The 24,781-nt window shown below is 71.9% G+C and carries 26 protein-coding genes; 11 read left to right on the top strand and 15 right to left on the bottom strand.

The window, feature by feature from the left end; genetic code table 11:
- Positions 1–3: 3 nt before the first annotated feature.
- Positions 4–1,275, bottom strand: coding sequence for an MFS transporter (locus OHS58_RS14930; protein WP_328649812.1), 1,272 nt, complete (start codon positions 1,273–1,275; stop codon positions 4–6).
- 161 nt (positions 1,276–1,436) lie between these two features.
- Between OHS58_RS14930 and OHS58_RS14925 the strand changes: the two genes are divergently transcribed.
- A complete protein-coding gene (locus OHS58_RS14925; protein WP_328648639.1) occupies positions 1,437–2,012 on the top strand; it encodes a CGNR zinc finger domain-containing protein in 576 nt (191 codons plus the stop codon).
- 55 nt (positions 2,013–2,067) lie between these two features.
- Here the strand turns inward: OHS58_RS14925 and OHS58_RS14920 are convergent, their stop codons facing one another.
- Positions 2,068–3,225 carry a mandelate racemase/muconate lactonizing enzyme family protein gene (locus OHS58_RS14920; protein ID WP_328648638.1) on the bottom strand — a complete coding sequence of 386 codons (1,158 nt, stop codon included), beginning with the start codon at positions 3,223–3,225 and terminating at the stop codon, positions 2,068–2,070.
- A 72-nt stretch (positions 3,226–3,297) separates the two neighbouring features.
- Here OHS58_RS14920 and OHS58_RS14915 point away from each other — a divergent pair, with 72 nt between their 5' ends.
- From OHS58_RS14915 to OHS58_RS14895, 5 genes are all read left to right on the top strand, one after another.
- A complete protein-coding gene (locus OHS58_RS14915) occupies positions 3,298–4,038 on the top strand; it encodes a FadR/GntR family transcriptional regulator (protein ID WP_328648637.1) in 741 nt (246 codons plus the stop codon).
- Between the two features lie 49 nt (positions 4,039–4,087).
- On the top strand, positions 4,088–4,351 hold the full coding sequence (locus OHS58_RS14910; protein ID WP_328648636.1) for a hypothetical protein: 264 nt from the start codon (positions 4,088–4,090) through the stop codon (positions 4,349–4,351).
- A gap of 95 nt (positions 4,352–4,446) precedes the next feature.
- On the top strand, positions 4,447–5,883 hold the full coding sequence (locus tag OHS58_RS14905; RefSeq protein WP_326949273.1) for an extracellular solute-binding protein: 1,437 nt from the start codon (positions 4,447–4,449) through the stop codon (positions 5,881–5,883).
- Positions 5,880–7,898 carry an ABC transporter permease gene (locus tag OHS58_RS14900; RefSeq protein ID WP_328648635.1) on the top strand — a complete coding sequence of 673 codons (2,019 nt, stop codon included), beginning with the start codon at positions 5,880–5,882 and terminating at the stop codon, positions 7,896–7,898. The genes OHS58_RS14905 and OHS58_RS14900 overlap by 4 nt, the downstream gene beginning before the upstream one ends.
- Entirely contained in the window at positions 7,895–9,163 is a 1,269-nt protein-coding gene (locus tag OHS58_RS14895) for a mandelate racemase/muconate lactonizing enzyme family protein (RefSeq protein WP_328648634.1), read from the top strand. The genes OHS58_RS14900 and OHS58_RS14895 overlap by 4 nt, the downstream gene beginning before the upstream one ends.
- Before the next feature lie 8 nt (positions 9,164–9,171).
- Here OHS58_RS14895 and OHS58_RS14890 read toward each other — a convergent pair whose 3' ends face one another.
- The 5 genes from OHS58_RS14890 to OHS58_RS14870 form a co-directional block, all read right to left on the bottom strand.
- A complete protein-coding gene (locus OHS58_RS14890; RefSeq protein WP_328648633.1) occupies positions 9,172–9,912 on the bottom strand; it encodes a ribonuclease activity regulator RraA in 741 nt (246 codons plus the stop codon).
- Between the two features lie 70 nt (positions 9,913–9,982).
- Positions 9,983–11,218, bottom strand: coding sequence for a sensor histidine kinase (locus OHS58_RS14885; protein ID WP_328648632.1), 1,236 nt, complete (start codon positions 11,216–11,218; stop codon positions 9,983–9,985).
- A gap of 130 nt (positions 11,219–11,348) precedes the next feature.
- Entirely contained in the window at positions 11,349–11,663 is a 315-nt protein-coding gene (locus OHS58_RS14880) for a hypothetical protein (RefSeq protein WP_328648631.1), read from the bottom strand.
- 151 nt (positions 11,664–11,814) lie between these two features.
- Positions 11,815–13,359, bottom strand: a complete 1,545-nt coding sequence (locus tag OHS58_RS14875; protein WP_328648630.1) for an alpha/beta fold hydrolase — start codon at positions 13,357–13,359, stop codon at positions 11,815–11,817.
- 154 nt (positions 13,360–13,513) lie between these two features.
- Positions 13,514–14,092, bottom strand: coding sequence for a TetR/AcrR family transcriptional regulator (locus OHS58_RS14870; RefSeq protein ID WP_328648629.1), 579 nt, complete (start codon positions 14,090–14,092; stop codon positions 13,514–13,516).
- A gap of 125 nt (positions 14,093–14,217) precedes the next feature.
- On the opposite strand from OHS58_RS14870, the gene OHS58_RS14865 reads away from it, so the two are divergent.
- Entirely contained in the window at positions 14,218–14,952 is a 735-nt protein-coding gene (locus OHS58_RS14865; protein WP_326953576.1) for an SDR family NAD(P)-dependent oxidoreductase, read from the top strand.
- A gap of 8 nt (positions 14,953–14,960) precedes the next feature.
- On the opposite strand, the gene OHS58_RS14860 is transcribed toward OHS58_RS14865, so the two are convergent.
- Positions 14,961–15,866: an SDR family NAD(P)-dependent oxidoreductase gene (locus OHS58_RS14860; protein WP_328648628.1), complete on the bottom strand. Its 906-nt coding sequence runs from the start codon at positions 15,864–15,866 to the stop codon at positions 14,961–14,963.
- Positions 15,863–16,480: an NAD(P)-dependent oxidoreductase gene (locus tag OHS58_RS14855; RefSeq protein ID WP_328648627.1), complete on the bottom strand. Its 618-nt coding sequence runs from the start codon at positions 16,478–16,480 to the stop codon at positions 15,863–15,865. Before OHS58_RS14855 ends, OHS58_RS14860 begins: the two co-directional genes overlap by 4 nt.
- Positions 16,481–16,558: 78 nt before the next feature.
- On the opposite strand from OHS58_RS14855, the gene OHS58_RS14850 reads away from it, so the two are divergent.
- The gene (locus OHS58_RS14850; RefSeq protein ID WP_328648626.1) at positions 16,559–17,131 is read left to right on the top strand and encodes a TetR/AcrR family transcriptional regulator; all 573 of its coding nucleotides are present in this window, start codon (positions 16,559–16,561) and stop codon (positions 17,129–17,131) included.
- Positions 17,132–17,220: 89 nt separating this feature from the next.
- Positions 17,221–17,445: a hypothetical protein gene (locus tag OHS58_RS14845; RefSeq protein WP_328648625.1), complete on the top strand. Its 225-nt coding sequence runs from the start codon at positions 17,221–17,223 to the stop codon at positions 17,443–17,445.
- A 6-nt stretch (positions 17,446–17,451) separates the two neighbouring features.
- Here OHS58_RS14845 and OHS58_RS14840 read toward each other — a convergent pair whose 3' ends face one another.
- From OHS58_RS14840 to asnB, 5 genes are all read right to left on the bottom strand, one after another.
- Positions 17,452–17,814 carry a hypothetical protein gene (locus OHS58_RS14840; protein ID WP_328648624.1) on the bottom strand — a complete coding sequence of 121 codons (363 nt, stop codon included), beginning with the start codon at positions 17,812–17,814 and terminating at the stop codon, positions 17,452–17,454.
- Between the two features lies 1 nt (position 17,815).
- Positions 17,816–18,700: a hypothetical protein gene (locus OHS58_RS14835; protein WP_328648623.1), complete on the bottom strand. Its 885-nt coding sequence runs from the start codon at positions 18,698–18,700 to the stop codon at positions 17,816–17,818.
- A 327-nt stretch (positions 18,701–19,027) separates the two neighbouring features.
- Positions 19,028–19,843, bottom strand: coding sequence for an oxidoreductase (locus OHS58_RS14830; RefSeq protein ID WP_328648622.1), 816 nt, complete (start codon positions 19,841–19,843; stop codon positions 19,028–19,030).
- A 34-nt stretch (positions 19,844–19,877) separates the two neighbouring features.
- The gene (locus OHS58_RS14825; RefSeq protein ID WP_328648621.1) at positions 19,878–20,750 is read right to left on the bottom strand and encodes a helix-turn-helix transcriptional regulator; all 873 of its coding nucleotides are present in this window, start codon (positions 20,748–20,750) and stop codon (positions 19,878–19,880) included.
- A gap of 75 nt (positions 20,751–20,825) precedes the next feature.
- Complete coding sequence (asnB, locus tag OHS58_RS14820) at positions 20,826–22,349, bottom strand: asparagine synthase (glutamine-hydrolyzing) (protein ID WP_328648620.1); 1,524 nt, start codon at positions 22,347–22,349, stop codon at positions 20,826–20,828.
- 78 nt (positions 22,350–22,427) lie between these two features.
- On the opposite strand from asnB, the gene OHS58_RS14815 reads away from it, so the two are divergent.
- Positions 22,428–23,180 carry an IclR family transcriptional regulator gene (locus tag OHS58_RS14815; RefSeq protein ID WP_328648619.1) on the top strand — a complete coding sequence of 251 codons (753 nt, stop codon included), beginning with the start codon at positions 22,428–22,430 and terminating at the stop codon, positions 23,178–23,180.
- A 9-nt stretch (positions 23,181–23,189) separates the two neighbouring features.
- Here OHS58_RS14815 and OHS58_RS14810 read toward each other — a convergent pair whose 3' ends face one another.
- Positions 23,190–23,750 (bottom strand): TetR/AcrR family transcriptional regulator, encoded by a 561-nt coding sequence (locus OHS58_RS14810; RefSeq protein WP_328648618.1) that lies wholly within the window; start codon positions 23,748–23,750, stop codon positions 23,190–23,192.
- 62 nt (positions 23,751–23,812) lie between these two features.
- On the opposite strand from OHS58_RS14810, the gene OHS58_RS14805 reads away from it, so the two are divergent.
- A complete protein-coding gene (locus tag OHS58_RS14805) occupies positions 23,813–24,769 on the top strand; it encodes an SDR family NAD(P)-dependent oxidoreductase (protein ID WP_328648617.1) in 957 nt (318 codons plus the stop codon).
- Positions 24,770–24,781 lie beyond the last annotated feature (12 nt).

The raw sequence follows: 24,781 nt of genomic DNA, 5'->3' as shown, positions 1-24,781 counted from the left end.
GGGTCAGGCGCCGGGGCGCCGGGTCAGGCTGAGGACGAGTCCGGCCAGCGGCAGGGCCGCGAGCGCGGCGAGGGCCACCGGCACCGGCACGACGCCGGACAGGCCCGCGACCGCGGCCGGCCCGATCCCGCCGCCCAGGAAGATCATGAAGGTGAGCAGACCCTGTGCGGTATCGCGGTCGCGCGCGTCGACCAGTTCCGGTGCGAGGCCCACCAGCACGGCCTGCGCGCCGGCGAACCCGCACACGGTCAGCGCCGTGCCGGCGACGACCGGAACCGGCCCGGTGAAGACGGCGACCACGAGCACGCCGACGACGGTGAGGGCCGCCAGCCCGGCCGAGATCCGCCAGCCGGGGAACCGGCCGGTCAGGGTGCCGACCAGCCGTCCGGCCAGTACCGAGCAGGCGGCGGCCGGAACCAGGAGCGCGCCGGCTTCCAGGGCGCCGCCGCCCGTGGCCTGCTCGATCAGGGACGGGGCGAGGAACAGCACCCCGTAGTAGCCGGCGAAGACCGTCCCGCCGATGACCCCGGCGGGGAGGAAGCCGCGGGCCGTGATCACCCGGCGGGGCACGAACCCGTCGGGCGTGCGCCGCACGCGCCACCACAGCCCGACGGCGGCGAGCACTCCGGCTCCGGCCACGACGAGCGTCACCGGAGCGGGCAGGCCGACCGAGTGCGCCTGCAGCAGCGTGATCACCGCGCCGGCGAGCACCGACAGGACGGCCGCGCCGGCGACGTCGAACCGACCGGCCGGCTCGCCGCCGGTAGGCGCGAACGAGCGCCTGCTCGCCCACGCGGCCGGCAGGAGCGGCAGCGCGACGACGGGGATCGCGAGCACGGCACGCCACCCCAGCCAGGCGGTGACCGCCCCGCCCAGCAGGGTCCCGCACGCCGACGCCGTCGCGCCGGCGGCGGCGATGATCCCCAGCGCCCGGATCCGTTCCCGCCCGGGAAGGGCGGTGACCGCGGCGAAGACGGCGATCACGGTCGCGCCCGCCCCGGCGCCCCCGAGCAGCCGGCCGGCGATGACGACCGGCAGCGTCGGGCCGGCTCCCGCGAGCGCCGAGCCCGCGGCGAGGGTCACGACCCCGGCGACGAGGACGCGGAAGGGGCTCCACCGGCCCATCAGCCGGCCCGCGACCGGCATCGCGAGCGCGGATGTCAGCGACCACGCGGCGAGGATCCAGGCCGTGGCGCCGAACGGCACCGCGAGCCCGCGGCCGATGGCCGGCAGTGCCACCGACGGCGCGCCCAGTGCGACGTACTGGGGCAGCACCAGCAACCCCAGGACCAGCCCCAGCCGGCGCCCGTCCGGGGAGTGGTCCGTTTCGCCGCTGAGGGCCCCGTCCGCTCGGATCGTCGTCTCCTCTCGGTATGGTGTGACACGTGACAGTCGCTTTGGGTGTCACGTTACGGAACGGTGAGGAGACACGTCAAATGCTCGATGCGTGTTACACCGACGCGGCGGTCCGGACGGCCGTCGATCTCGCCAACACCTGGAAGCCGATCAAGGGGGAGGACGCGCTCGAGACCGTGGCGCAGCTCCGGGACTTCCTCGACGCCCATTCCCCAGCCGGTCTGGCCGGGGAGCAGGGGACCGGTCCACGGCGGCTCACCGGCACCGACCTGGCGGAGGTCCGCGAGGTGCGCGAGACGGTGCGCGCCGTGCTCGAACGAGCCACCACCGACGCGGCCGGAACCGCGGCCCTGATCAACGACGGCCTGCGTCGCAGCCGCGCCACCCCGGCGCTGCGCCACGAGCACGACCGCTGGTGGACCGAGGTCACCGCCGACTCCGGCCGCTGCTCGGCGCACCTGGCCGCGACCACGCTCAGCGCGCTGGCCGCCGTGATCGCCACGCTCGGCCCGGCCCGTCTCGGCGTGTGCGCCGGGCCGAACTGCCGGGGCACCTTCGTGGACCTCTCGCGCAACGGCTCGAAGCAGTACTGCACCCGGACCTGCGCCCACCGCGCCAGCGTCGCGGCCTACCGGAGCCGGAACGCCCGGGGCTGACCCTCCACTGTGTACTGACCGCGCGGACGGTGCCCGGGCCGGCTCGCGTGACCGGCTACTCGAACACCCCGTAGCCCGCGACGGCGTGGGCCCGGACGCCGTCCATGTCGAGCTTCACGCCGATGCCGGGCGTGTCGGGAAGCGTGATGTAGCCGTCCTTGACGATCGAGCCGCTCCCGTCGGGGGCGTGGACGTAGCTGTCCCACACCGCGCGCTCCTCCAGAGCGTGCCATTCCTGGACCAGGAAGTTGGGGATCGCGCCGCACATGTGCGACGTGGCCATCGTGCCCAGCGGCGTCGACACCAGGTGCGGTGCGAACGGGATGTAGTGCAGCTCCGCGAGGTTGGCGATCTTCTTGGCCTCGGCGAGACCACCGCACTTCGGCACGTCCGGTTCGATGACGTCGACGGCGCCGCGTTCGAGCAATTCGCGGAATCCCCACCGCAGGTAGAGGTTCTCGCCCGCGCAGATCGGCGTGCGGGTCTGCTCCCGCACCCGCACCAGCGCGTCGATGTTCTCCGCCGGCAGCGGTTCTTCGAGCCACATCAGGTGGAACGGCTCGAGCTCCCACGAAATCCGGCACGCGCTCGGCACGTCGTAGCGCGCGTGGAGGTCGATGGCCAGATCGACGTCCGGTCCGATCGCCTCCCGGACGGCGGCCACGCGCTCGACCATCGAGCGCAGCTCGGCGGCGTTGATCGTGTGGTTGAAATCGTCGAACTTGGCCGGGTGGCGCAAGTTGTCGATGTCGAACTTGATGGCGGTGAAGCCTTCGGCGACCATCCGCTGGGCCCGGTCGACGCACCCGGCGATCGAGCCCGCCGGGTCGTCGCCGTCGCCGCAGTCGGCGTAGAGACGGATGCGGTCGCGGAACTTCCCGCCGAGCAACCGGTAGACCGGCTGGCCCGCGGCCTTGCCCGCGATGTCCCACAACGCGAGCTCGATCCCGGACAGCGCGATCACCGACACTCCGCCCTGGACGCCCGCGAAAACCTTGTTACGGCGCAGTTTCTCCCAGCACCGCTCGACGTTGCGCGGGTCCTCGCCGATCAGGAGGGGCGCCAGGAAGCCGATCATCCCGACGACGGCGCCCGCACCGGCGTCGGGATTGGCCTCGCCGAACCCGCTGATGCCCTCGTCGGTGTCGATCCGCACCAGCGTGGCCTGACCGTGGTAGGCCACCACCGCCGTCGTGACGTTCACGATCCGCATTGTTCTCCCGCCGCCGGGTAGTGCGTACGAATGGACTGTCGCGAGGTCCAACTTGTCCTATAAGCTGATGACATGCAAAGGAGACAAGAGTCACAGGACGCTGTCAAGGTCCGGACTCTGCCGGTGCAGGTGGCGGCCCACCTGACCCGGCGCATCGTCAGCGGCGAGTTCGAGGAGGGCCGGGCCCCGTCGGAGCTCGACATCTCCCAGGAGTTCGGGGTGTCCCGTGTGGTGGCGCGGGAGACGCTCAAGATCCTCGCCTCACTCGACATCGTCGATGTCGCGCAGGGCCGCCGCGTCGTCGTGCGTCCCCGCGCGGAGTGGGACTACCTGAGCCCGCTGCTGATCGAGTGGCTGCCCGCGGAGATCGTCGGCGAGCTGCTGCAGGAGCTGCACCAGCTGCGCGTGCTGCTCGAACCGGAACTCGCCGCGATGGCCGCGGCCACCGTCACGGACGAGACGCTGGCCCGGCTCCGGGCCGAGATCGACCGCATGTCGGTGCTGGAAGCGGATCCCGAGGCCTACCTCGAGGTCGACCACGAGTTCCACATGGAGATCTGCCGGGCGGCCGACAACCGCATCCTCGACCGGATCATGTACTCCGCCCGCTGGCTCGGCACGGCCAGCCGGCGCATCACCAACGAGGGGCCGGCCGCGCTGCGCTGCGCCACCACCGACCACACGGACATCTACGAGGCGCTCGTGGCGCGCGACCCGGAACGGGCCCGCGCGGCGATGCGCAAGCACCTGAGCAACAACTCCACGCTCATCGCCCAGACACAGCGAACCAAGCGGGCCACCCGGCGGCGCTAGCCACACCGCACGACCGGGATCCGGAACCGACGACGAGGACGGACGAGGCATGGCAGCACCCGCGATCCCGCCGATCCGGCCGGGACCGACCGGCCCCGGACCGGGCGTCGCGCGTGCGGGCCGCCGGCCGCCGGCCCGTGACGTCGAGCGCCGTCGTCCGCTCGCCCGCGACCACGTCGACGCGCCCTTCCCCGCACCGGCGGCCGGACATCCGGACCGCACATTGTTACTGGGCGAGAACTTCTTCCACCGCGACGCCCGCTTCGGCGTTCTCCACACCGCACCCAACAGTTCGGCGTCCTTCGCCGCATGAACGACCCGCAGCGGGGCGCTCGCCTCGCTGTCCCGCCGGTTGCACCGTCGCCCCGTCGGTACGCGTCCGCTCGATCGGACGCGAGAGGAGTTGTCATGGAAGAGAAAACGGACCTGTCGAGACGCACGTTCCTCGGGATGAGCGCGGGAGTGAGCGCGCTGGGCGTGCTCGGTCTCGCCGGGTGCGGGAGCGGCCCCGCACCCGCGCCGCAAGTCGACGTCCAGGTGCCCAAGGCGCTGCTCGACCAGGCCGCCGCGCTGCGCGGCGGGTCGGCGGGGATGCTTTCGCAGAAGCTGTACTCCGAGGCCGCGAACAAGGCATTGGACAAGTCGCTGCAGGTGTTCGCGCAGGCCACCGGCACCACGGTCCGCAACGACCTGGTCTCCGGCGACGCCGGTGACATGGTCGCGAAGATGGACGCCGAGGTGAAGGCGGGCACCAACCGCGACCTGGCCTTCATGAGCGACCGGCGGTTCGTCGGCCAGCTCCACAACCTCGGCGCCCTCACCGACGTCACCGACGTGGTCACCGAGATGAAAGCGCTTTACGGGGAGCCCGCGACGGAGGCGGCCAACTACTGCGTGTTCGACGGGCGCTGGTTCGCGATCCCGTACCACTTCATCGCGACCGGGATGTACCTGCGCAAGGACTGGTACCAGGAAAAGGGTCTCCCGCTCAAGCCGTACTACTCGTGGGAAGAGCTGCGCGACAACGCGCTGGCCGTCTCCGACCCGGCGAAGCGGCGCTTCGGCTGGGGGCTCACGGTGAACCGCTCCGGCGACGCCAACGGCTTCATCGCGAACGTCATCAACACCTACGGCGGGGCGATCGCGGACAACACCGGCACGAAGGTGACGTTCAACTCGCCGGAAACCGTCGAAGCCGTCACGTTCATCGGCGACATCTACACGAACCCGAAGTACGCGCCGATGCTGCCGCCCGGGATCGGCAGCTGGACCGACTCGAGCAACAACGAGAACTGGCTGGCCCAGATCCTGGGGCTCACGCTCAACCAGTTCAGCGTCTACGCCGATTCGAAGACCAAGAAGAACCCGGTCTACGCCAACACCCACCCGTTCAACGGCGCCACCGGACCGGCGCTCGACCGGCCGCTCGCGTACGGCGAGTCCAACTCGTTCGTCGTGTTCAAGGGGGCGAAGAACCCCGACCTCGCCAAGCTGGTCGCGAAGTTCATGGTCGGCGGGAGCGCCCTGCTCGGTGTCGCGAAAGAAGCGCCGTGCCTGGTGAATCCCTCGTGGGACAAGGTGTGGGACTCCGACCCGTACTACACCACCGGTGACCCGGCCTTCGCCGCGCTGCGCGAGCAGACCCGCGCGGCGCTCCCGATCAAGACCAAGACCGGCTACGCCTTCCCGCAGGCGCCGAGCCCCGGCGAGCAGGCCGCCACCGCCGCCTACCTGCTGACCGACATGATGCAGTCGGTCATCCAGGGCACCCGGCCGGCCGACGCCGTGGCCTCGACCCACACCCGGATCGTCCAGATCTTCGAGCAACAGGGCTACCGGCAGTGACCGTCCTGCGTCCGAAGAGGACACCCCCGGCGCCGGCCCGTCCGGCGCCGGGCGCGTCGTCCTCGCTCACCCCGACCCAGCGGCGGCTCGGGCGCGACTGGCGCCTCGCGGCGGTGTTCATCGGGCCGACGCTGGTGCTGGTCGCCGGCCTGATCCTGGTCCCGATCATCAGCTCGGTCGTCACCAGCGCCACCGAGCGCCACGGTGCGGACACGGTCTTCGTCGGGCTGGACAACTACACCGCCCTCATCGACGACGCCGTGTTCCACAAGGGCGTGCTCAACTCGTTCGTCTTCACCGCCTACGCCGAGATCTTCAAGGTGGTCTTCGGCCTCATCGCGGCGTTGATGCTGCACCACATGCGCCGCGGCCGGGCGATCATCGCCGGGGTGATCCTGCTGCCGTGGGTGATCCCGACGGTCGTCACGGCCTTCACCTGGCGCTCGCTGCTCGACCCGATCTTCGGCAGCGTCAACGTCCTGCTCACCGACTCCGGGATCGGGCCCGCCCTCGCCGCGATCGGGCTCGTCGACAAGTGGCCGGCGGAGTGGCTGTCCGATCCCGCGCTCGCGCTGCCGGCGGTCATCCTGGTCAACGTCTGGAAGGGCGTCCCGTTCTTCACGGTGACGTTCCTCGCCGGCCTCAAGGCCATCGACAGCGGCCTGCACGAGGCGGCGATGGTGGACGGCGCCTCGTCGTGGCAGCGCTTCGTGCACATCACGCTGCCGGGGCTGCGCCCGGTCATGATCGTGACAGTGCTGCTGTCGTCGATCTGGACGTTCAACAACTTCGACCTGATCTGGCTGATGACCCAAGGTGGACCGGGCGACGCCACCGCCCCGTACGTGATGGTGGCCTACTCGAAGGCCATCCAGCAGCTGCAGCTGGGCGCGGGCGCCGCGGTCACGCTGGTCATGCTGCCGATCATCGCCGTCCTCGTGGTGATCCTCGTGCGGATGATGCGCCGCAGCGACCAGCCGGGCGCGGCCGATATGGGGCGCCGGCGGCTGAGTCCCGTCCAGCGCCGGGCGCTGCCGTGGGTGATCGTCGCGGGCTCGGTGCTCGTGCTGGTCTGGGCGTCGCCGCAGATCGTCTGGAAGGCCGCGCTCGTGCTGGGCGTGTTCGTGGTGCTCGCGGCGGCCGTCGGCCGGGTCGTTTCGACGCTCGCCGCGCGCGGCAACCGGCCGGCCGCCCGCCTGGTCGCCGGCGGCGGCTCGGGGGTCGCGCTCGCCGGCCTGCTGGGTTTCGTGCTCGCCCCGATCTACTGGATGACGGTCACGGCCTTCAAGTCCGACGACCAGATCGTCGCGCGCGGCGACGACCTCTGGCCGACGCCGTGGAGCACCGAGCAGTTCACGAACCTGTTCTCGGGCCGGGCGTTCGGCACCTGGTACCTCAACACGATCCTGGTGTCGGTGGCGTCCACCGTGATCGCCCTGGTCTGCGCGGCGCTGGCCGGCTACGCGCTGGCCCGGCTGAAGTTCCGGGGTTCGGAGAGCTTCACGGTGACGATCCTGCTCACCTACGTGATGCCGGGCGCGCTGCTGTTCATCCCGCTCTACCAGCTGATGAGCGGGATCGGGCTCAACGACTCGCTGTGGTCGCTCGTGCTCGCCTACCCCACGTTCACCCTGCCGTTCGCGACGTGGCTGCTCGTCGGCTACTTCAAATCGATCCCGGCCGAGCTCGAGGAGGCCGCGCTGGTCGACGGCTGCACGCGGTTCGGGGCGTTCCGCCGGATCGTGCTGCCGCTGGCGAAACCGGGCCTGCTCGCGGTCGCGCTGTTCACGCTCACCAACGCGTGGAACGAGTTCCTGTTCGCCTTCGTGTTCATCACCAAGGACGACTACAAGACACTGCCGGTCGGCATGCAGTCGATGATCTTCGGCGACGTCGTCCCGCAGGGGCAGCTCGCCGCCGCGTCGCTGCTGGTCAGCATCCCGGTCGTGCTCATGTACGGGTTCGGGCAGCGGTTCCTGACCGAGGGCCTCACCGCGGGAGCGGTGAAGGGATGAGCGGGATCACGGAGGAGCACGTCGCGACGGCGTCCCGGCCGAGCAAGCTGCGCATCACCGACCTGCGCGTGGCCAACGTGGCCGGGGTGCCGTTCCGCTCGTCGATCATCCGGATCGACACCGACCAGGGCCTGTCCGGTTACGGGGAGGTGCGTGACGGTGCCAGCGCCACCTACGCGCTGATGCTCAAGAGCCGGCTCGTCGGGGAGAACCCCTGCGACGTCGACAAGATCTTCCGCAAGATCAAGCAGTTCGGGTTCCACGGCCGCCAAGGCGGCGGGGTCTCCGGCGTCGAGATGGCGTTGATGGACCTGGCGGGCAAGGCGTACGGCGTGCCCGCGTACGCGCTGATCGGGGGCCGGTTCCGGGATGAGATCCGCTGTTACGCGGACACGCCGTCGCTGCCGGACCCGCGCGCGATGGGTGTCCGGCTGCTGGACCGCAAGCAGCGCGGGTTCACGATGCTGAAGATGGACGTGGGCATCGACCTGCTGTGGGACGTGCCGGGCGCGCTGATCGCGCCGCCGGGTGCGCGCGAGGACGCCACGACGATGCACCCGTTCACCGGCATCCAGGTCACCGCGAAGGGCGTCGACCACCTGGTGTCCTATGTGGACATCGTCCGCTCCGTCGTCGGCTACGACATCGCGCTCGCCGCCGACCACTTCGGTCACATCGCCCTCGACTCCGCCATCCGGATCGCCCGCGCGCTGGAGCCGTTCACGCTGGCGTGGATCGAGGACCTGATCCCGTGGCAGCTGACCGATCAGTGGCGGCAGCTCACCACCGCCGTCGACGTCCCGACGTGCACGGGGGAGGACATCTACCTGCTCGAAGGCTTCCGGCCGCTGTTGGACGCCGGTGCCATCCGCGTCGCGCACCCCGACCCGGCGACGGCGGGCGGCATCGCGGAGACCAAGCGGATCGGCGACTACGCGCAGGAACGCGGGATCGCGATGGCGCTGCACCTGGCGGCGTCGCCGATCGCGACGATGGCGTGCGTGCACCTGGCCGCCGCCACCGAGAACTTCCTCGCCCTCGAACACCACGCGGCCGAGGTGGGGTTCTGGAGCGACCTCGTCACCGGCCTGCCCCGCCCGCTGATCCGGAACGGCCACATCACGGTGCCGGACACGCCGGGACTCGGGTTCGGCGACGTCGACGAGGAGTTGCTGCGCCGCCACCTCGACCCCCGCGATCCGGTGTTCTTCGCCGAGACGACGCACTGGGACGGGGAGGCGAGCCACGACCGGTTGTGGAGCTGAAAGCGCTGTCAGGCCGGGCCCCGCCGGGCGCGCCACCGCTCGTACTCGGGCCGGGCCTCGTCCGACAGCGGGTAGTACAGCCGCATGTCGCCGCCCTCGGCCAGCCGGATCCGGGAGAACTCCTCCCATTCCGCGTGTTCCTGGGCGTGCGCCACCAGGGCGGGAGCGAGCTTGACCGGCACCACGACCGCCCCGTCGTCGTCGGCGACGACGATGTCGCCCGGCTCGACGAGCGTGCCGCCGCACGCAATCGGCACGTTGACGGCGGCCGGGACGATGCCGGTCTGGGTGTGGAAGTTCGGTGTGGCCCCCCGGATCCACAGCCCGAGGCCGAGCTGCTTGGCCTCGCCGGTGTCGCGCAGGCAGCCGTCGACCACGACGCCGGCGCCGCCGCGGCCCTTGAAGTAGGTCAGCATCATCTCGCCGAACACACCGCTGGTCATGTCGCCGCGCGCGTCGACGACGATCATGTCGCCGGGCTGGGCGTGGTACATGACGTGCCGGTGCAGCTGCTTCTCCGGTTCTTCGTACTCCTCGACGGGGTAGAGGTCTTCCCGTTTCGGCAGGAACTGCAGCGTCAGCGCCGGTCCGGCCACGCGCACGCCGGGGGTCACCGAGACCGGGCCGCTGATGAACGCGCTGCGGATGCCCATGCGGCTGAGCTCGCCGCTGGCCGTCGCGCTGCCGATGGCCGCGAGGGCCGCGCTCAGTTCGGCGGGCGGGCGAACGATGTCGTGCGTCTCGACCACGTCGATAGCTCCCTCGGGTCCGCGGTTACCGTGACTGTCGAAGAGTTTCGCTGAGACTCCGGATCCGAGCCTAGTCCGGCGGACCTGCTTCCGCGACGTCATCCGGGTGCGGTTTTGTCCTCCGTGCCACCAAAACACCGACCCCGCGGTCCACTGGGTCCGCGTTCCCCCGTCGTTGCAGCGCTTCGGCCGTGGGGAACGCGGCGCTGACACGGAACCCGTCGCCCGACGGTCCGGCGGTGAAGCGGCCGCCGAGCGCGTCGACGCGTTCGCGCAGCCCGGCGAGCCCGCGGCCGCCGGAGCCGAGCACGCCGGCGTCGGTCGCCGGGCCGCGGGTGGTCACCTCGATCTCGAGGTGGTCCACGCCGTGACCGACGCGCACCGTGGCGGGCCGGCCGGCGGCGTACTTGGCCGCGTTGGTCAGCGCTTCCTGCACGATCCGGTACGCCGTCAGCTCGGTGTCCGCCGGCCACGCCCGGCGTTCGCCCGATTCCACCAGCTCGACCACCCGCCCCGGCTGCTCGGCGAGGCCGCGCAGCGCGTCCAGGCCCGGCGTGCGCGCGCCGGTCGCTTCGAGAACACCGAGCAGGAACCGGAGTTCGGTGAGGGCGTCGCGGCCCGAGCCGGTGATGGTGGCCAGTACCGCGGGAAAGCGTTCGGGTGGCAGGTACCGCGCGGCGTCGGCCTGCACCACCATGGCCGTCACGTGGTGGGTGACGACGTCGTGCAGTTCGCGGGCGAGCCGGGCGCGTTCCTCGGCCGCCGCGGCCCGGGCGGTGAGCCGCCGCCGTTGCACCTCCTGCCACCGCCGTTGCCGCACCACCGTGCCCAGCAGCCAGAACAGCGCCAGCACCCCGTAGTAGACGAGGTAGATCGGCACACCCGACGGGGACCCGCGCCAGGTGACCAGGACCGCGAAGACGACGTACCCCGCCGTCACCGCCGCCGGCAGCACCCAGCGGAACCGCTCTTCGCGCGCTCCCGCCGAGTAGAGCGCGAAGTACAGCGCGAGGCTGGCGATCGTGGGGGAGTAGGCGAGCACTTCGTGCGCGGCGAACGAGGTCGCGATGACCGCGAGGGTCGCCGCCGGCCACCGGCTGCGGCCGGCCAGCGGGAGCGTCTGCCCGAGCACCAGCACGACCGCCGCGAAACCGCCGTCGTGGCGCGGCAGATCGCCGAACTGAGCCCCGAGCATCGCCAGTGCCGGGACGAACGCGGCGACCGTGACGCTCGCGGCGAGCGCCCGGTCCCGGATCTCCGGCGGCACGCGCGCCCAGCGGTTCCGGAGACGGTCCGGTGTCGGCATGGCCGGGAGCCTAGCGATACCGGGCCGTTCCCGTTGCGGCGCCTGGGAAAGCGGAGGTGCACCGGACCTCGGCTGCCCGCGAGCGTGTGAATCAGCTGTGGTGACGGCACTTCGGTCCGGATTCCGCTGATCACCGCAGAGCGGCGGCCGGCCACTCGCGCAGCGCCGCCGCTTTGCGCGGGTCCGGGTCCGGCTGGGGCGTGCCGTTGATCGTCGCCACCAGGGAGTGGTACCTGGTCAGCAGTTTCAGCCCGGTCGACTCGGACATCGACACGAGCTTGTGCAGCAGGCTGACCTGTTCCGTCGTGGTCTGCTGCCGCACGACGGTCCGCAGCACGGCTCGGCGGGCCCGGAACTGCCGCAGCTGGTCCTCGACCAGCCGCAGGTGGGTGCGAGCCAGGTCGGGCAGGGTGCGGACGAGTTCGAGGCGGGCGATGGCGTGCACGTCGTACTGCCGGAAGCCGCGCTCGGTGAGCGCGGCGGGCGACGTCTCCGATGGCGTAAAGCTCTTTCATACCGCCACTATGGGATCTCGAGCGGGTTGAGAGTCAAGGGCGCGGGCGGCCTCCGTCGAGAGGCCGCCCGCGCCGGGCCGATCACTGCGTCGTGACGTCGGTGCAGTCGAGGTCCTTCTCCGGCAGCCGGCCGGTGTCCAGGAAGGCCGTGGTGGCGGTGTCCGCGCAGGCCGAGCCTTCGTGGTAGACGTAGTGCCCGCCGTTGCCGACGCCGACGAAGGCGGCGCGGTTGCCCAGCGCGTGGCGCAGCCCGAGGCCGGAGTCCCACGGTGTGGCGTGGTCACGGCGGTTCTGCAGGATCAGGGTGTTGCGCGGGCCCTGGCCGGTCACGGTGACCGGCTTCTCGACCGGTTGCGGCCAGAACGCGCACGGCCAGATGTTCGCCGGCATGCCCGCGGTCAGCGGCCAGGCCGTGCGGTCGGCGGCGGTGGCCCGGGCGTAGGCGCCGACGTCGTGGGACCACTCGGCGTCGCCGCAGGTGAGGGCCAGGAACATGGTCGCCTGGTTGTCCGCGGGGACACCCGGGGCGGCCGGGCCGTCGGCGAACACCTGCTTGAGCACCGCACCGTCGGCGTCGGTGACCCGCCCGTCGGCCAGGTCGCCGGCGGCCTTCCAGACCTGGGCGAGCACCGGCAGGGTGTTGTTGTGGATCAGCAGCGCGTAGGTGACGCCGCGCAGCATCGCCCCGCTCAACGACTGTGGTGTGCCGGGGACCGACGCCGGCTGGTGGTCGAGCCGGTCGGCGAGCGCGAGGTAGGTCCGGGTGACCTCGGCGGGGGTGGCGCCGAGCCCGAGGGCGCCGTTCTGCGCGGCGGCGACGGCGGCCGCGTCCGGGAACCGCTCGGCCATGCCCTTGCTCCAGCTCGCCGCTTCGCCGGCCCACACGTGGGCGGGATCGACGTTGCCTTCGAGGATCACGCGGTCGGTCCGGTCCGGGAACAGTGCACTGTAGACGGTGCCGAGGTAGGTGCCGTAGGACTGGCCCCAGTACGAGATCTTGGCTTCACCCAAGGCCTCCCGGACGCGGTCGAGGTCGCGGGCGGTGTTGGCGGTGGTGAAGTAACGCAGGTTCTCCCCGGCCGTGGCGGCGCACTTGGCGGCCGTGGCCCGGGCGGCCTGGACGTTCGCGTCGATCGAGCCGTCGGCGGCGGGGTAGGGGAAGAGGGCGGCGACGCTGGGGTTCTCGAGGCCGCAGCTCTGCGGGGTGCTGGTCCCGACTCCGCGCGGGTCGAAGCCGATCAGGTCGTAGCCGTCCAGGACGGGTTTCGGCAGCGTCGGGGCCATCGCGCCGGGTGTGTCGAGCCCCGGCAGCGCCGGACCACCCGGGTTCAGCAGCAGGACGCCGTGGCGCTTGGCGGGATCGGCGGCCCCCAGCCGGGAGATGACGACCTCGATCGACGCGCGGTCCGGCCGGCTGTAGTCCAGCGGTACCTTCACTTTCGCGCAGGTGAGCCGGGGATCCCGGGTCGTGCCCGGCGCCGCCGCCGGGCACGCTCCCCACGCGAGCGCCGCGGGCTGGGCCGGGCTGTCTTCGTCGTCCGCGCTGTCGCACGCCGCCACGCCGAGAACGGTCAGCGTGGTCACCGCCAAAGCCGCCGCGAACCGTGACCCGCGTGTCTTCCTCATGGTGCTCGCCCTCCGCCGTTCAATGGTTTTGACGGCGCTGAAGGTAGCGAGGGCGGGACCGCGCGAACGTCACCCCGGAGTGGGCAGCCCGAGTAGCTCTCCCGGGGGACAACGGCCCGGATCTACACGCTTTTGGCGAGCGGCGTTGGCCGTGCTACTCGGCCGCTGCCGCGGGGATGGCGTTGTCGACGAGGACGGCCGCGACGGCGGCGGCGGTGGTGAACGCTTCGGCGTCGAGGACCCGGCTGCGGGCCGAGGCGCCGTCCAGGAGCAGCGCCAGTTGCTCGCCGAGCTGCCCCGGGTCGGGGGCGCCGGCCTCGCGGGCGGCCTCGGTGAGCCGGGCGGCGAAGCCGAGTTTGTAGTCACGGGCGTGCACGCGTGCCGGGTGGCCCGGGTCGGGGATCTCGACGGCCGCTGCGATGAAGGGGCACAGGGGCGAGTGCACGTCGAACACGGCGAGGAGCCGTTCGCGAGGTGTGAGGTCGGTGCGGTCGAACACTTCGGGCAGGATCTCGGGGTCGAATCGGCGCAGGCCTTCGGCGATCAGCTCGTCCTTGCCGGCGAAGTGCTGGTACAGCGTGCGTTTGGACACCTCGGCCACCGCGCAGAGCTGGTCCATGCCGGTGCCGTTGATGCCTTGGTCGCGGAACAGCTGCTGTGACGCGCTGAGGATGCGCTCGCGGGCGCCCCGGCCGCGCCGCAGGCCTCGCGGTCCCTTCTCCACCTCTGTCACCTCCTCAGCTTAGCGCACTTGGGTACCGCTCGGTGTGCATAGCTTGCGTCCCACCCGGCTGCCCGCTACGTTAGGTACTCAGATCGGTGTACATAACATCGGCACAGCGAGTGGATGGAGCAGTCGTGGGAAAGCTCGATGGCAAGGTCGCGGTGATCACCGGCGGGACGAGCGGAATGGCGCTGGCCGGTGCGAAGCTGTTCGTCGACGAAGGGGCGCACGTCTTCATTTCGGGCCGGCGGAAGGACGCGCTGGACGACGCCGTCAAGCTGATCGGCCGGAACGTCACCGGCGTGCAGGGCGATTCGGCCGATCTCGACGACCTGGACCGGTTGTTCGAGACGGTCAAGCGGGAGAAGGGTTCGGTCGACGTGGTGTGGGCGAGCGCCGGGACGGGCGAGCAGGGCAAGCTCGGCGAGATCACCCCGGAGCAGTTCGACGCCGCCTTCTCGCTGAACGCGCGCGGCACGCTGTTCACGATCCAGAAAGCGCTTCCGCTGCTCAACGACGGCGGCTCGATCGTCATGACCGGGTCGAACGCGTCGCTGCGGGGCTATCCCGAGTGGAGTGTGTACGCGGCGAGCAAGGCCGTGCTGCCCGCCTACGCCCGGGTGTGGGTGGCCGAGCTGCGGGACCGGAAGATCCGGGTGAACGTGCTGACCCCCGGCCAGGTCGCCACGCCGATCCTGGCCGAGGTGATGGACGAGGAGACGAAGGCGCAGTTCGAGTCCGTGATCCCGCGGCGGGAGATGGGCCGCCCCGAGGAGATCGCGTCGGTCGCGTTGTTCCTCGCCTCGGACGACTCGAGCTACGTCAACGGCATGGAGCTGGTCGTCGACGGCGGCACCACGGTGATCTGAGCGCGTCGTCAGCCGGCGAAGTGGTTCTGGCTCAGTGCAAGCAGTTTTCGCTGGGTCGCGGGGTCGTGGGACACCGGGGGAGTGCTCGTTTTCTTGTCACGATTGAAGTAGCGGCCGGTGACACCGGCCATGGCGGGGTCGGTCGCGATGCGTGTGGCGCTTCGCGCTCCTTCGGCGGGGGTGAGCAGGCTGCGGCGGATGAGGGCACGCATGGGGCGTAGCAACGGGGGCACGAGGTCGTCGATGATGTCGGTGGCGACGATGCCCGGGTGCAGGGCGTTGACGGTCACCCCGTCGGCGGCGAGGTCGCGGGCGAGGGCGTAGCCGGCGGTGACGGTCATCAGCTTGGCGCGTGCGTAGGCCTCGAACGGCGCGAAACCGGCCTCGGGGTTGAGTTCCGCGAGGTCGTCGACGCCGGTCAGGTCGAGGGTCGCCGGCCGCGGCTTGCCGGCGAGCTTGACCTGCCGGGTGTCGTTGAGGGTGTCGCTGGCGACGTTCACCACGCGTGCTCGGCCGCGGCGCAGAGCCGCGTCCAGCAGGGTGGTGAGGCCGTAGGCGGCGAGGTAGTCGAGGGCGATGTGCATCTCGACGCCGTCGGCCGAGACGAGGTGTTCGGGGAAGTGTGCGCCGGCGTTGTTGACGAGGAGGTGGATCCGGTCGTGCCGGTCCAGGATGGTCTTCGCCGCGGTGACGACGTCGGCGCGCCGGGACAGGTCGCCGGGGATGACGTCGAGCCGGTTCGCCTGGGCACCGAGGAGTGCGCGCAAAGCGTGGGCACGAGCGGGATCGCGGGCGACGGTGAGCACGTGCGCACCCGCGCGGACGAGGTCGGCGGCGATGACCTGGCCCATGCCGCCGGTCGCGCCGGTGACGACGGCGACCTTCCCGGTCAGGTCGGGGACGGCGGCGCTCACCGGCTGATCCGCGGGTAGGCGTGGGCGTACCGCGGGGTTTCGGCCTCGTCGAGCAGGAACGCGGCGAGATCGGCGCGGCCGATGGAACTCCACAGCCGGATGCGCAGGTCGGTGCCGGCCCGGTACTTCCCGATCTCGTCGTGGTCCGCCAGCTTCGGCGGCCGCACGATCGTCCAGTCCAGGCCTGAGGCGGTGATGAGCGGCTCCATCGTCTCCTTGTCGCGCATGCGCTCGGCGACGTTCGCCCACACGGCCAAGGAGTACAGCGACTTGTCGTGCGTCTCCAGTACGCCGTGCGCGCTGAGGGCGATCAGGCGGTCCACCCCCGCCGCCTTCATCGCGGTGACCGCGGAGCGGACGCCGTCGGTGCACACCGTCGTCGGCCCGGTGCCGGCGCCGCCCAGTGCGCTGATCACCACGCTGGTGCCCGGCAGGGCGCGGGTGAGGGCCGGGACGTCGGTGACCTCGGGCCAGCTCACTTCGTCGAGTCCTTCGTGCGGCGCGAATGTCCCCGCTCGGCGGACCGGCGCGACCACGCGGTATCCGCGCCGGAGCGCCGTGGACACCACGTGGCGTCCGGTGGCCCCGGTCGCTCCGAGTACCGCCACGGTCATCTGTGATACAGGATGTCTCATACCGTCATCATGCACACTCGTCGTGCTTCGAGTCAAGTTGTCTCATAGGATCGGCTCGTGACCAGTGAGACAGACCCCCGATCCGTGCGAAGCCGGGAAGCGATCTTGAACGCCGCCCGCGAGCTGCTGCTGGAAAGCGGCCCGACCGCGGTGACGCATGTGCAGGTCGCCGACCGTGCGGGGGTGGGCCGCGCCACGGTCTACCGCCACTGGCCGCAGGCCGAACCGCTCCTCCTCGAGGCCATGGCCACCGTCCCGATGCCGTTCCTCGACCAGCCCACCACGCCCACCCGGGAGTGGCTGCGCCGGGAGCTGACCGCGATCGCCCGCCAGCTCGAGCTGGACGACGTCCGCGCCGTGTCCACGACCTTGGCCAATACGGCCCTGTGGGACGAGAACATGGACGCCCGCCGCGCACAGTTCGCCACCATCCTCACCGACCGCCTGGCAACCGCCCTGGACGACGCCCAGACGCGCGGCGAGCTAACCCTGGCACTGGCGAGCCGCAACGCCGCAGCCCTGACGATCGGCCCGCTGTACTACCGCAGCACCATCGAGCACGCCCCGACCGACGCCACCCTCATCGACGCCGCCATCGCCGCCCTGGGCGACTGGTCCGCCGACCGGTGAGGACGCCGGACGACCGGTCAGCGGCGGGTGAAGGCGCCGAGGAGGAAGCTGGCGGAGTGCCGAGCAGCGAACGAAGGAACCGGGAAGCCATGCGCCGCGCCGCGGTCGAAGGCGTAGCGGCCTACCTCGCCGACGAGGACGCGGATGTCCACAACATCATCGACGCCGCCGTCCGGGAGAACGCGGTGGTAGCGGCGTTGAACCTGACCGCGCTGGCGGCAGCTGCGGTCACGGCCCTCGCCGAAGCGACGGACCGTACGCCCGCCGATGCCCTGCGCTCGATCGACCGAGCAGACATCGGTCGGCTGGCGTAGGCCCGCTCACCAGGCGGATTTCCGGAACCCGCCGCCGTCATAGTCATCGTCCTCCGAGGCGACCTCCGGCTCCGCAAGATCGAGCGCCGCCAACGCCGCGATCTCCTCCCGGACCCCGGCTTCCGCGCCGTCGAGGGCCGCTTGCTTCTCGGCCTCGGGCAGCGCGTGCCACTCGTCGATGCCCGCGTGGGCCGCCTCCAGCGTTTCCTCGGACAGGTACGAGCGGTACAGCAGGTCCTCCGGCTTCGCGTGGCCCGCCAGGACGTCGCGGGCGAAGTCGGCCAAGTCGCCCTCGCCGCGGGCCAGCAGCACCAGCTGGTTGTGCCTCGCGAGCCGGCCCCGTTCCGTTCGCCACGGTGAGATCTCCACGTCACGTCCCCGGGTGCTTGTACGGTTCGCCGGGCCAGGCCTTCGCGGCGATTTCGCCGTTGCCCGCCACCAGTTCGGAGATCGACGCGATCGTGTGCGCCAGCGTGTTCAGCGTGTCGATGGCGGTGCGCAGCGGGGTCACCTCGGTCATGATCCCGGCGATCGCCTGGCGCACGGATTCGCCGTCGCCCAGGCCGGCGATGCCCAGCAGGAACATCTCCAGGGCCTTGCCGAGCTTGAAGACCTTGCCGAGCAACGCGTCGAGCAGCCCTTCGAGCGCGATGTCGAGCGCCTGCATGGCGTCGTAGGCCGCGCGGGCGAAGTTCTTGATCTTCTGGCCGGCCTCCGTGCAGAACCTGGCGTGTTCCGCGCAGGCGTGGGAGTAGTCGGTCAGCCAGGCGCGCGCGGCTTCACCGGCGTGCCCGGTCCAGCGCTCCTGGATGCCGAAACGCCCGCGGTCGACGTTCTGCTTGATCTTGGCGAACGCGAGCCCGGTGTCCTCGAACACCATGCCCTGCCGCAGCAGCGCGTCCCAGTCGCCGGCCACCAGCTTCTCGACGACGGTCAGCAGGTCGATCCCGACCAGCTTCGTCAGCAGCCCCCGCGCCGCCCCGGAGATCGACGCCCCGCCCGCGATGTCGTCGGCGATGCGCTGGACCTCGATGTTCCAGCCGCCGAACGCGTCCTCGCCCGGGTTGTCCGGCCCGGTGTACTCGAGCTCGGGGTGCCGCGGGTTGCGGGACGCGTTGTCGAAGTCGGTGAAGGACGCCGCGGTTTCGGGCGAGGCGACGTCGTCGGGCGCGACCCGTTCGGACAGCGAGTCCGGGTAGGCCGCGTCGGCCTTCGCGGCGGCCTCGTGGTCAGTCTCGCGGTACAGCTTCGCCACGGCGACGAGCGTGGTGTCGTAGGAGTCCGCGAGGGACTCGGCCTTGCCCCCGTTGGCGACGGCGAGCTCCTGCCACCGGTCGAGCGGCGCGGCGAGCTTGCCGAGCAGCCCCTCACCCCACTCGTTCGGCCCGGCGGTGGCGGCCGCCCGGTAGAGCCCGGCCGCGGCGCCGGCCCGCCCGGCCAGCGCGCCGAGCTTCTTGATCGCCTCGGGGTCGGCGTGGAAATCACTGCTGATGGTCGTGCCTCCGGGTCCGGTCGTGCTGACGACCGGTGCACGCGCGCCGGGGTGATCCGGTTTAGTCCACCCGGTGGAACGCGGCTCGGCTCACCGGTAGTCGGTGGAGGTGGCCAGTTCACGCCACTGGTCGAGCTCGCCGGCGACCGTGGCCAGCTTGTCCTCCACGAGCCGGACGCAGTCGCTGCCCAGCTGCAGCCGCAGCGGCGGCTCCGCGGTCGTGACCAGGTGGCGGATGGCGGTGACCGCGCGGGCCGGGTCGCCGGGCTGGTGGCCGTCGTTCTTCTCGATCGCCGACGTCACGGCGCCGACGCTGCCGGCGTAGGCGGGCACGGTGACCGCGACCTGGCGACGGCTGGCGGGGGCGAGGAAGTCCGTGCGGAACGAGCCGGGCTCGACGACGGTGACGTCGATCCCGAGCGGCCCGACCTCCGCGCGCAGCGCCTCGCTGAGGCCTTCGACGGCGAACTTGGCCGCACTGTAGAGGCCGCGGCCCGCGCCGGAGGCGAACCCCGCGCTGGAGCTGATGTTCACAACGTGGCCCGCGCCCTGGGCCCGCAACACCGGCAGCGCGGCGCGGGTGACGTTCAGCAGCCCGAAGACGTTGGTGTCGAACAGCGCGCGCACATCGGCGTCCGGCACCTCCTCGACGGCGCCGAAGAGCCCGTAACCGGCGTTGTTGACGAGCACGTCGATGCGGCCGAACCGGTCGACGGCCGCGGCGACGGCGGCCTCGGCCTGGGCGGGATCGGTGACGTCGAGGCGGACGTCGAGCCGCGGCCCGGCCGGGTCGCCAGGCGGTGGGTTCCGCGCGGCGGCGACGACCTGGTCGCCCGCGGTGAGGGCGGCGTCGGTGAGCGCCCGGCCGAAGCCGCGGGACGCGCCGGTGATGAACCAGACAGACATGAGTGTGCTCCGTGATCGTGCGACGGCAGGCCGGTTATCGGCCGGACGGGTCGTCCGCGGGGGAGAGGGCGTAGCCGGCCAGCAGGGCGAGCGCGTGGGCGGCCGGGCTGCCCGGCTCGGCGTGGTAGACGACGAGGTGCTGCCCCGGCGCGCTGGTGACGGCCAGGTTTTCGAACCGCAGGGTCAGGTCCCCGGCGAGTTCGTGGTGGAAGTGCTTGACCGTCGCGGTCTTGGCCCGGACCTCGTGCTTGCCCCACAGGCGGGCGAAGTCGGGGCTGCCGACCGACAGGGTGCCCACCAGTTCGGTGAGGCGGGCGTCGTCGGGGTCCGGGTTGGCCGCGCGGAGAGCGGCGACGCAGCCTTCGGCGATCTTCGCCCAGTCGCGGTAGAAGACGCGAGCGCCGGGCTCGAGGAAGATGCCGCGCAGCAGGTTCCGCTCGCCGCGCAGCCAGGAGAACAGCGCTTCGCCGAGCGGGTTGACGGCCAGGAGGTCGAAGTACCGGCCGTAGACCAGGGCCGGGGTGTGGGGCCAGGCGTCGAGCAGGGCCACGAGTCCCGGTGCCGCGTGTTCGGGCCGGGCTTTGCGTGGTTTCGCCGGTGCGGCGAGGCCGCGGAGGTAGGCGGCGGCCTCGTCGTCCAGCAGCAGGGCGTCGGCGAGGGCCGTCACCACCTGCGGCGAGGGGTGGGTGTCGCGGCCCTGTTCCAGCCGGGTGTAGTAGTCCGTGCTGACGCCGGCCAGCATGGCGACCTCTTCCCGGCGCAGGCCGGGCGTGCGCCGGTCGCCGTCCGGGATGCCGTGCCGGCCGGGCCGGGTCAGGGCGCGCCGGGCCCGGAGGAACTCGCCCAGCCGGGGTGCCGCGTGCGCCACGGTCACCACCTCCTGTCCGTCGCGGATCTTCGACCTCACCGACGCTAGCCGGGGTTCGCCGGAGCCGGGTAGCTCTGCCAGGTCCCCCGTGCGGCGCTCGTCGGGGAAGCCGGATCAGGCGACGGCGAAGCGGGTCAGCACCGCGGCCGGCCGGACCTCGGGCAGGGCCCGGCGGAACGCGCGGTAGTAGGCGAGTTCCTCTTTGGACCGCAACGAGGTGGCCGGGTCGCGCCGCTCCGTCAGCTCGGCGTCGCCGATGTGCCGGTTCCAGTACGGGGTCAGCAGGTCCGCGGCGCCGCTGCCGGTGCCGAACTCCAGCTTGGGTCGCCAGAGCAACCGGTCGGGGAGCCAGCCGGTGAACGCGCGGCGCAGGTGGCCCTTCTCGAGGCCGTCGGCTTCGAGTGATTTCACGTTGTCCGGCAAGGACATCGCGTGGTCGACCACGCGGGCGTCGAGGAAGGGCACGCGCGCTTCCAGCCCGTGCGCCATCGTGACGCGGTCGCAGCGCTGGAGGTTGAGCCCGTGCAGCTGCTCGATGGTGCGCCGCAGCTCGCGGTGCAGCGCAGCCGGGTCGCGGTGACGTTCGTGGTAGTAGCTGTAGCCGGCGAAGAGCTCGTCCGCGCCTTCGCCGGTCAGCACCGCCTTGACGTGCTGTGCGGCCAGCTCGGCGAGGAACCAGTTCGGCACCGCGCTGCGGATGAGGCCGGCGTCGAACGACTCGACGGACGCGACGACGTCGTCGAGGGCCGCCACGGCCTGCGCGGCGTCGAAGACCGTTTCGCGGTGCTCCGTACCGAGGAATTCCGCGACCTCCCGGGCCGCGAGCAGGTCGGAGGACCCCTCGACGCCGACGGCGAACGTCTTCAGCCGCCGCCCTTCGCGGGTGTACTCGGCCGCGGCGACAGCGGCGACGATGCTGGAATCGAGCCCGCCGGAGAGGAAGACGCCGACCTCGACGTCGGCCATCAGGTGCCGGCGGACCGAGTCGACGAGCACGGCGCGCGTCCGGCTCTCCAGTTCCACCGCCGTGAGGCCGTCCTGGACGGGGGCGAAGGTGACGGCCGTGGCGAACCGGACCAGGCCGTCTTCCGGCGTCCACCAGCAGCCGGGCGGGAACATCTCCACCGCGTGCTGGACGGTGACCGGGAAGGCGCGCATCTCGGACGCGAAGTAGTACCGGCCGCCGGTCCGCGCCCAGTACAGGGGCTTGATGCCGAGGCGGTCGCGGGCCGCGACGAACCGTCCGTCCGGGGTCGCCGCGCACAGCGCCCACATCCCCTCCAGCCGGTCGAGCGCGCGCGGCCCTTCGGCGGTCAGCAACGCGAGCGCCGACTCGCTGTCCGAGGCGGTGGTGAAGTGGTGGCCGGGCAGGCTTTCGCGCAGTTCGGCGTCGTTGTAGATCTCCCCGTTGCAGACCAGCGACCACGGCCCGGCTTCGCCGAGCGGCTGCCGGCCGTTGGCGGGCCCCACGATCGACAGCCGGTTGTGGCCGAGCCAGACGTGCTCGCCGACGCGGGCCTGGCCGGTGTCGTCGGGGCCGCGGTGGGCCAGCCGGGTGAGCATGGCCCGGCCGGTGGCCACGACGTCGGAGGTGATCGCTTCGGACGAGGGGGCGTACCACGCGACTATTCCGCACATGCAGGTCACGCTAGGTCGGCCCGTGCGTCGGTGACAACCGTAGTTGCGCTCCGCGCACGGCCGTCGGACACTGGGCCGATGGCGAACGACAGTCTGACCAGCGTGCACCGGGCGCTCGACGTGCTGCGGACGCTCGGTGCGGGCCCGCTCGGGGTCCAGGCGGTCGCCGAGGCCCTGGCGGCCGAGAAGACCCAGATCTCGCGGACGCTGAAGGTGCTGCTCGAGGAGGGTTTCGCCGAGCGTGACCCGAAGACCCTGGAGTACCGCCTCGGCTGGCAGCTCTACGCGCTCGCCGGCGCGGCCGGGGACGGCCGGCTCCGGCAGGACGCGCCCCGGGCGCTGCGCACGCTGGTCCAGGAGCTGGGGGAGGCGGCGTACCTGACCGTCCGGGAGGGTGACGCGGCCCTGACCGTGCTGAGCGAGCAGGCGGGACGCAGCGTCCAGGCGCGCGAGTGGATCGGCCGGGGCACGCCGCTGACCTGCACGTCCAGTGGGCGGGCGCTGCTGTTCGGCCTGGCCGACGCCGAGATCGCCACCCTGCTCGCGGCCCGGCCGGGCGCGCTGCCCGGCACCCGCCGGGCCCCGCGGACCGTCGCCGCGGTGCTGAAGCGGCTGCGCGAGGAGCGGGTGGCGGGCCACGTCGTCGCCGCGGAGGAGTACGAGATCGGCCTCACCGCGGTCGCCGCCCCCGTGCTCGACTTCCGCGGCACGCCGCTGGCGGCGGTGAACGTGTCGGTGCCCAGCTTCCGGCTCACCGAGGACGGCCTGGCGCGGATCGTGGCGGCGGTGACCGCCACGGCCGCGGACCTGTCGCCCGGCGCCCGGGCGTGAGCCGGGTCGTCACCCGACGAGCAGGCCGACCGCGGTGGTGAGGCGGCCGAGGTACGCCTCCCGCGTCTCGACCTGGTGCTTCAACCCGATCGACACGCTGATCAGCGTCTGCGCGACCGGGACCGCGGCCGTCCGCCCCGACGTCTCGGCGATGGCGTCGGTGACGAGTTCCGCGAAGCGGACCGGGGCGGTCTCGACGATCTCGCCGAGCAGGTCCGGGTTCTGCTCGATGACGCTCGTGACGTCCCGGCCCAGCGGCCCGACGTAGCGGCCGGCCCAGCGGTCGAACGCGCCGGCCAGCCGCTCGCGCAGCGGCCGGTCAGCGGCGGCGAGGACGGCCTCGGCCGCGGCGAGGTCCTGTTCCAGCGCCCGGGTGAACGCGGCCCGGAACAGCGTTTCCTTCGACTCGAACAAGAAGTACAGGCCCGGCCGCGAGATCCGGGCCGTGCGCGCCAGTTCCTCCATGGACGTCTTGCGGTAGCCGTGGCGGGCGAAGGTGAGCAGCGCCGACTCGAGCACCGCGTCACGACGTCGTGCGGTGCCGACGTTCGATGTCTCGGGGGCGACCATGGGCCGATCCTACGACTCGTAGACTCGCTATACAAGAATTGACTAGTACGTATAGTGGCGCCATGACCACACGTGCACTCATCACCACCCCGTTCTCCGCCGCCAGCACCGCGGACGAGGTGCTGGCGGGCGTCGACCTCGCCGGGATCCGCGCGATCGTGACCGGGGCGTCCTCGGGCATCGGCGCCGAAACGGCCCGCGCGCTCGCGGCCGCCGGCGCCGAGGTGACCCTCGCTGTCCGGAACCCGGCCGCCGGCCACGCCGTCGCCGACGCCATCACCGGCATGACGCGCGTCGCGGCGCTCGATCTCGCCGATCAGGCGGCGGTCCGGCGTTTCGCCGGCGGCTGGGACGGGCCGCTGCACCTGCTCGTCGCCAACGCCGGTGTTGTCACCGGCGGCCTGGAGCGGACGCCGGAAGGGTGGGAGCTGCAGTTCGCGACGAACCACCTCGGCCACTTCGCGCTGGCCACCGGCCTGCACGACGCGCTCGCCCGCGGCGCCGCCGACCGCGGCGAAGCGCGCGTCGTCTCGCTCAGCTCGACCGCGCACATGCGCGCGAACGTCGATTTCGACGACCCGCACTTCGCGCACCGGGCCTACGATCCGCAGCTCGCGTACGCCCGGTCGAAGACCGCGAACTCCCTGTTCGCCGTCGAAGCGACCCGCCGCTGGGCCGCCGACGGCATCTTCGCGAACGCCGTCAACCCCGGCGGTATCGCGACCGGCCTGCAGCGGAACTTCACCCCGGCGCAGAAGGCGTCCCTCGACGCGGCCGAAGCCGCCGGCACCTTCACCTACAAGACCGTCGAGCAGGGTGCCGCGACCACCGTCGTCGCCGCGGTCGCGCCGCAGTTCGCCCGCACGGGCGGCCACTACCTCGACGACGCCCAGGAGGCGTACACCGTGCCGGACGACGCCACCCTCGCCGACCACCCGCATGGCGTGAAGCAATGGGCGCTCGATCCCGCCGCCGCGAAGCGCCTGTGGGACGTCTCGACGGAGCTGATCCATGGCTGAAGACGATCGGCG

Origin of the sequence: Amycolatopsis sp. NBC_00348, from assembly GCF_036114655.1 — a bacterium.
Classification (GTDB): Bacteria; Actinomycetota; Actinomycetes; order Mycobacteriales; family Pseudonocardiaceae; genus Amycolatopsis.
Note: the sequence above shows the minus strand (reverse complement) of the source record. Positions and strands in the feature narration are given on the sequence as shown.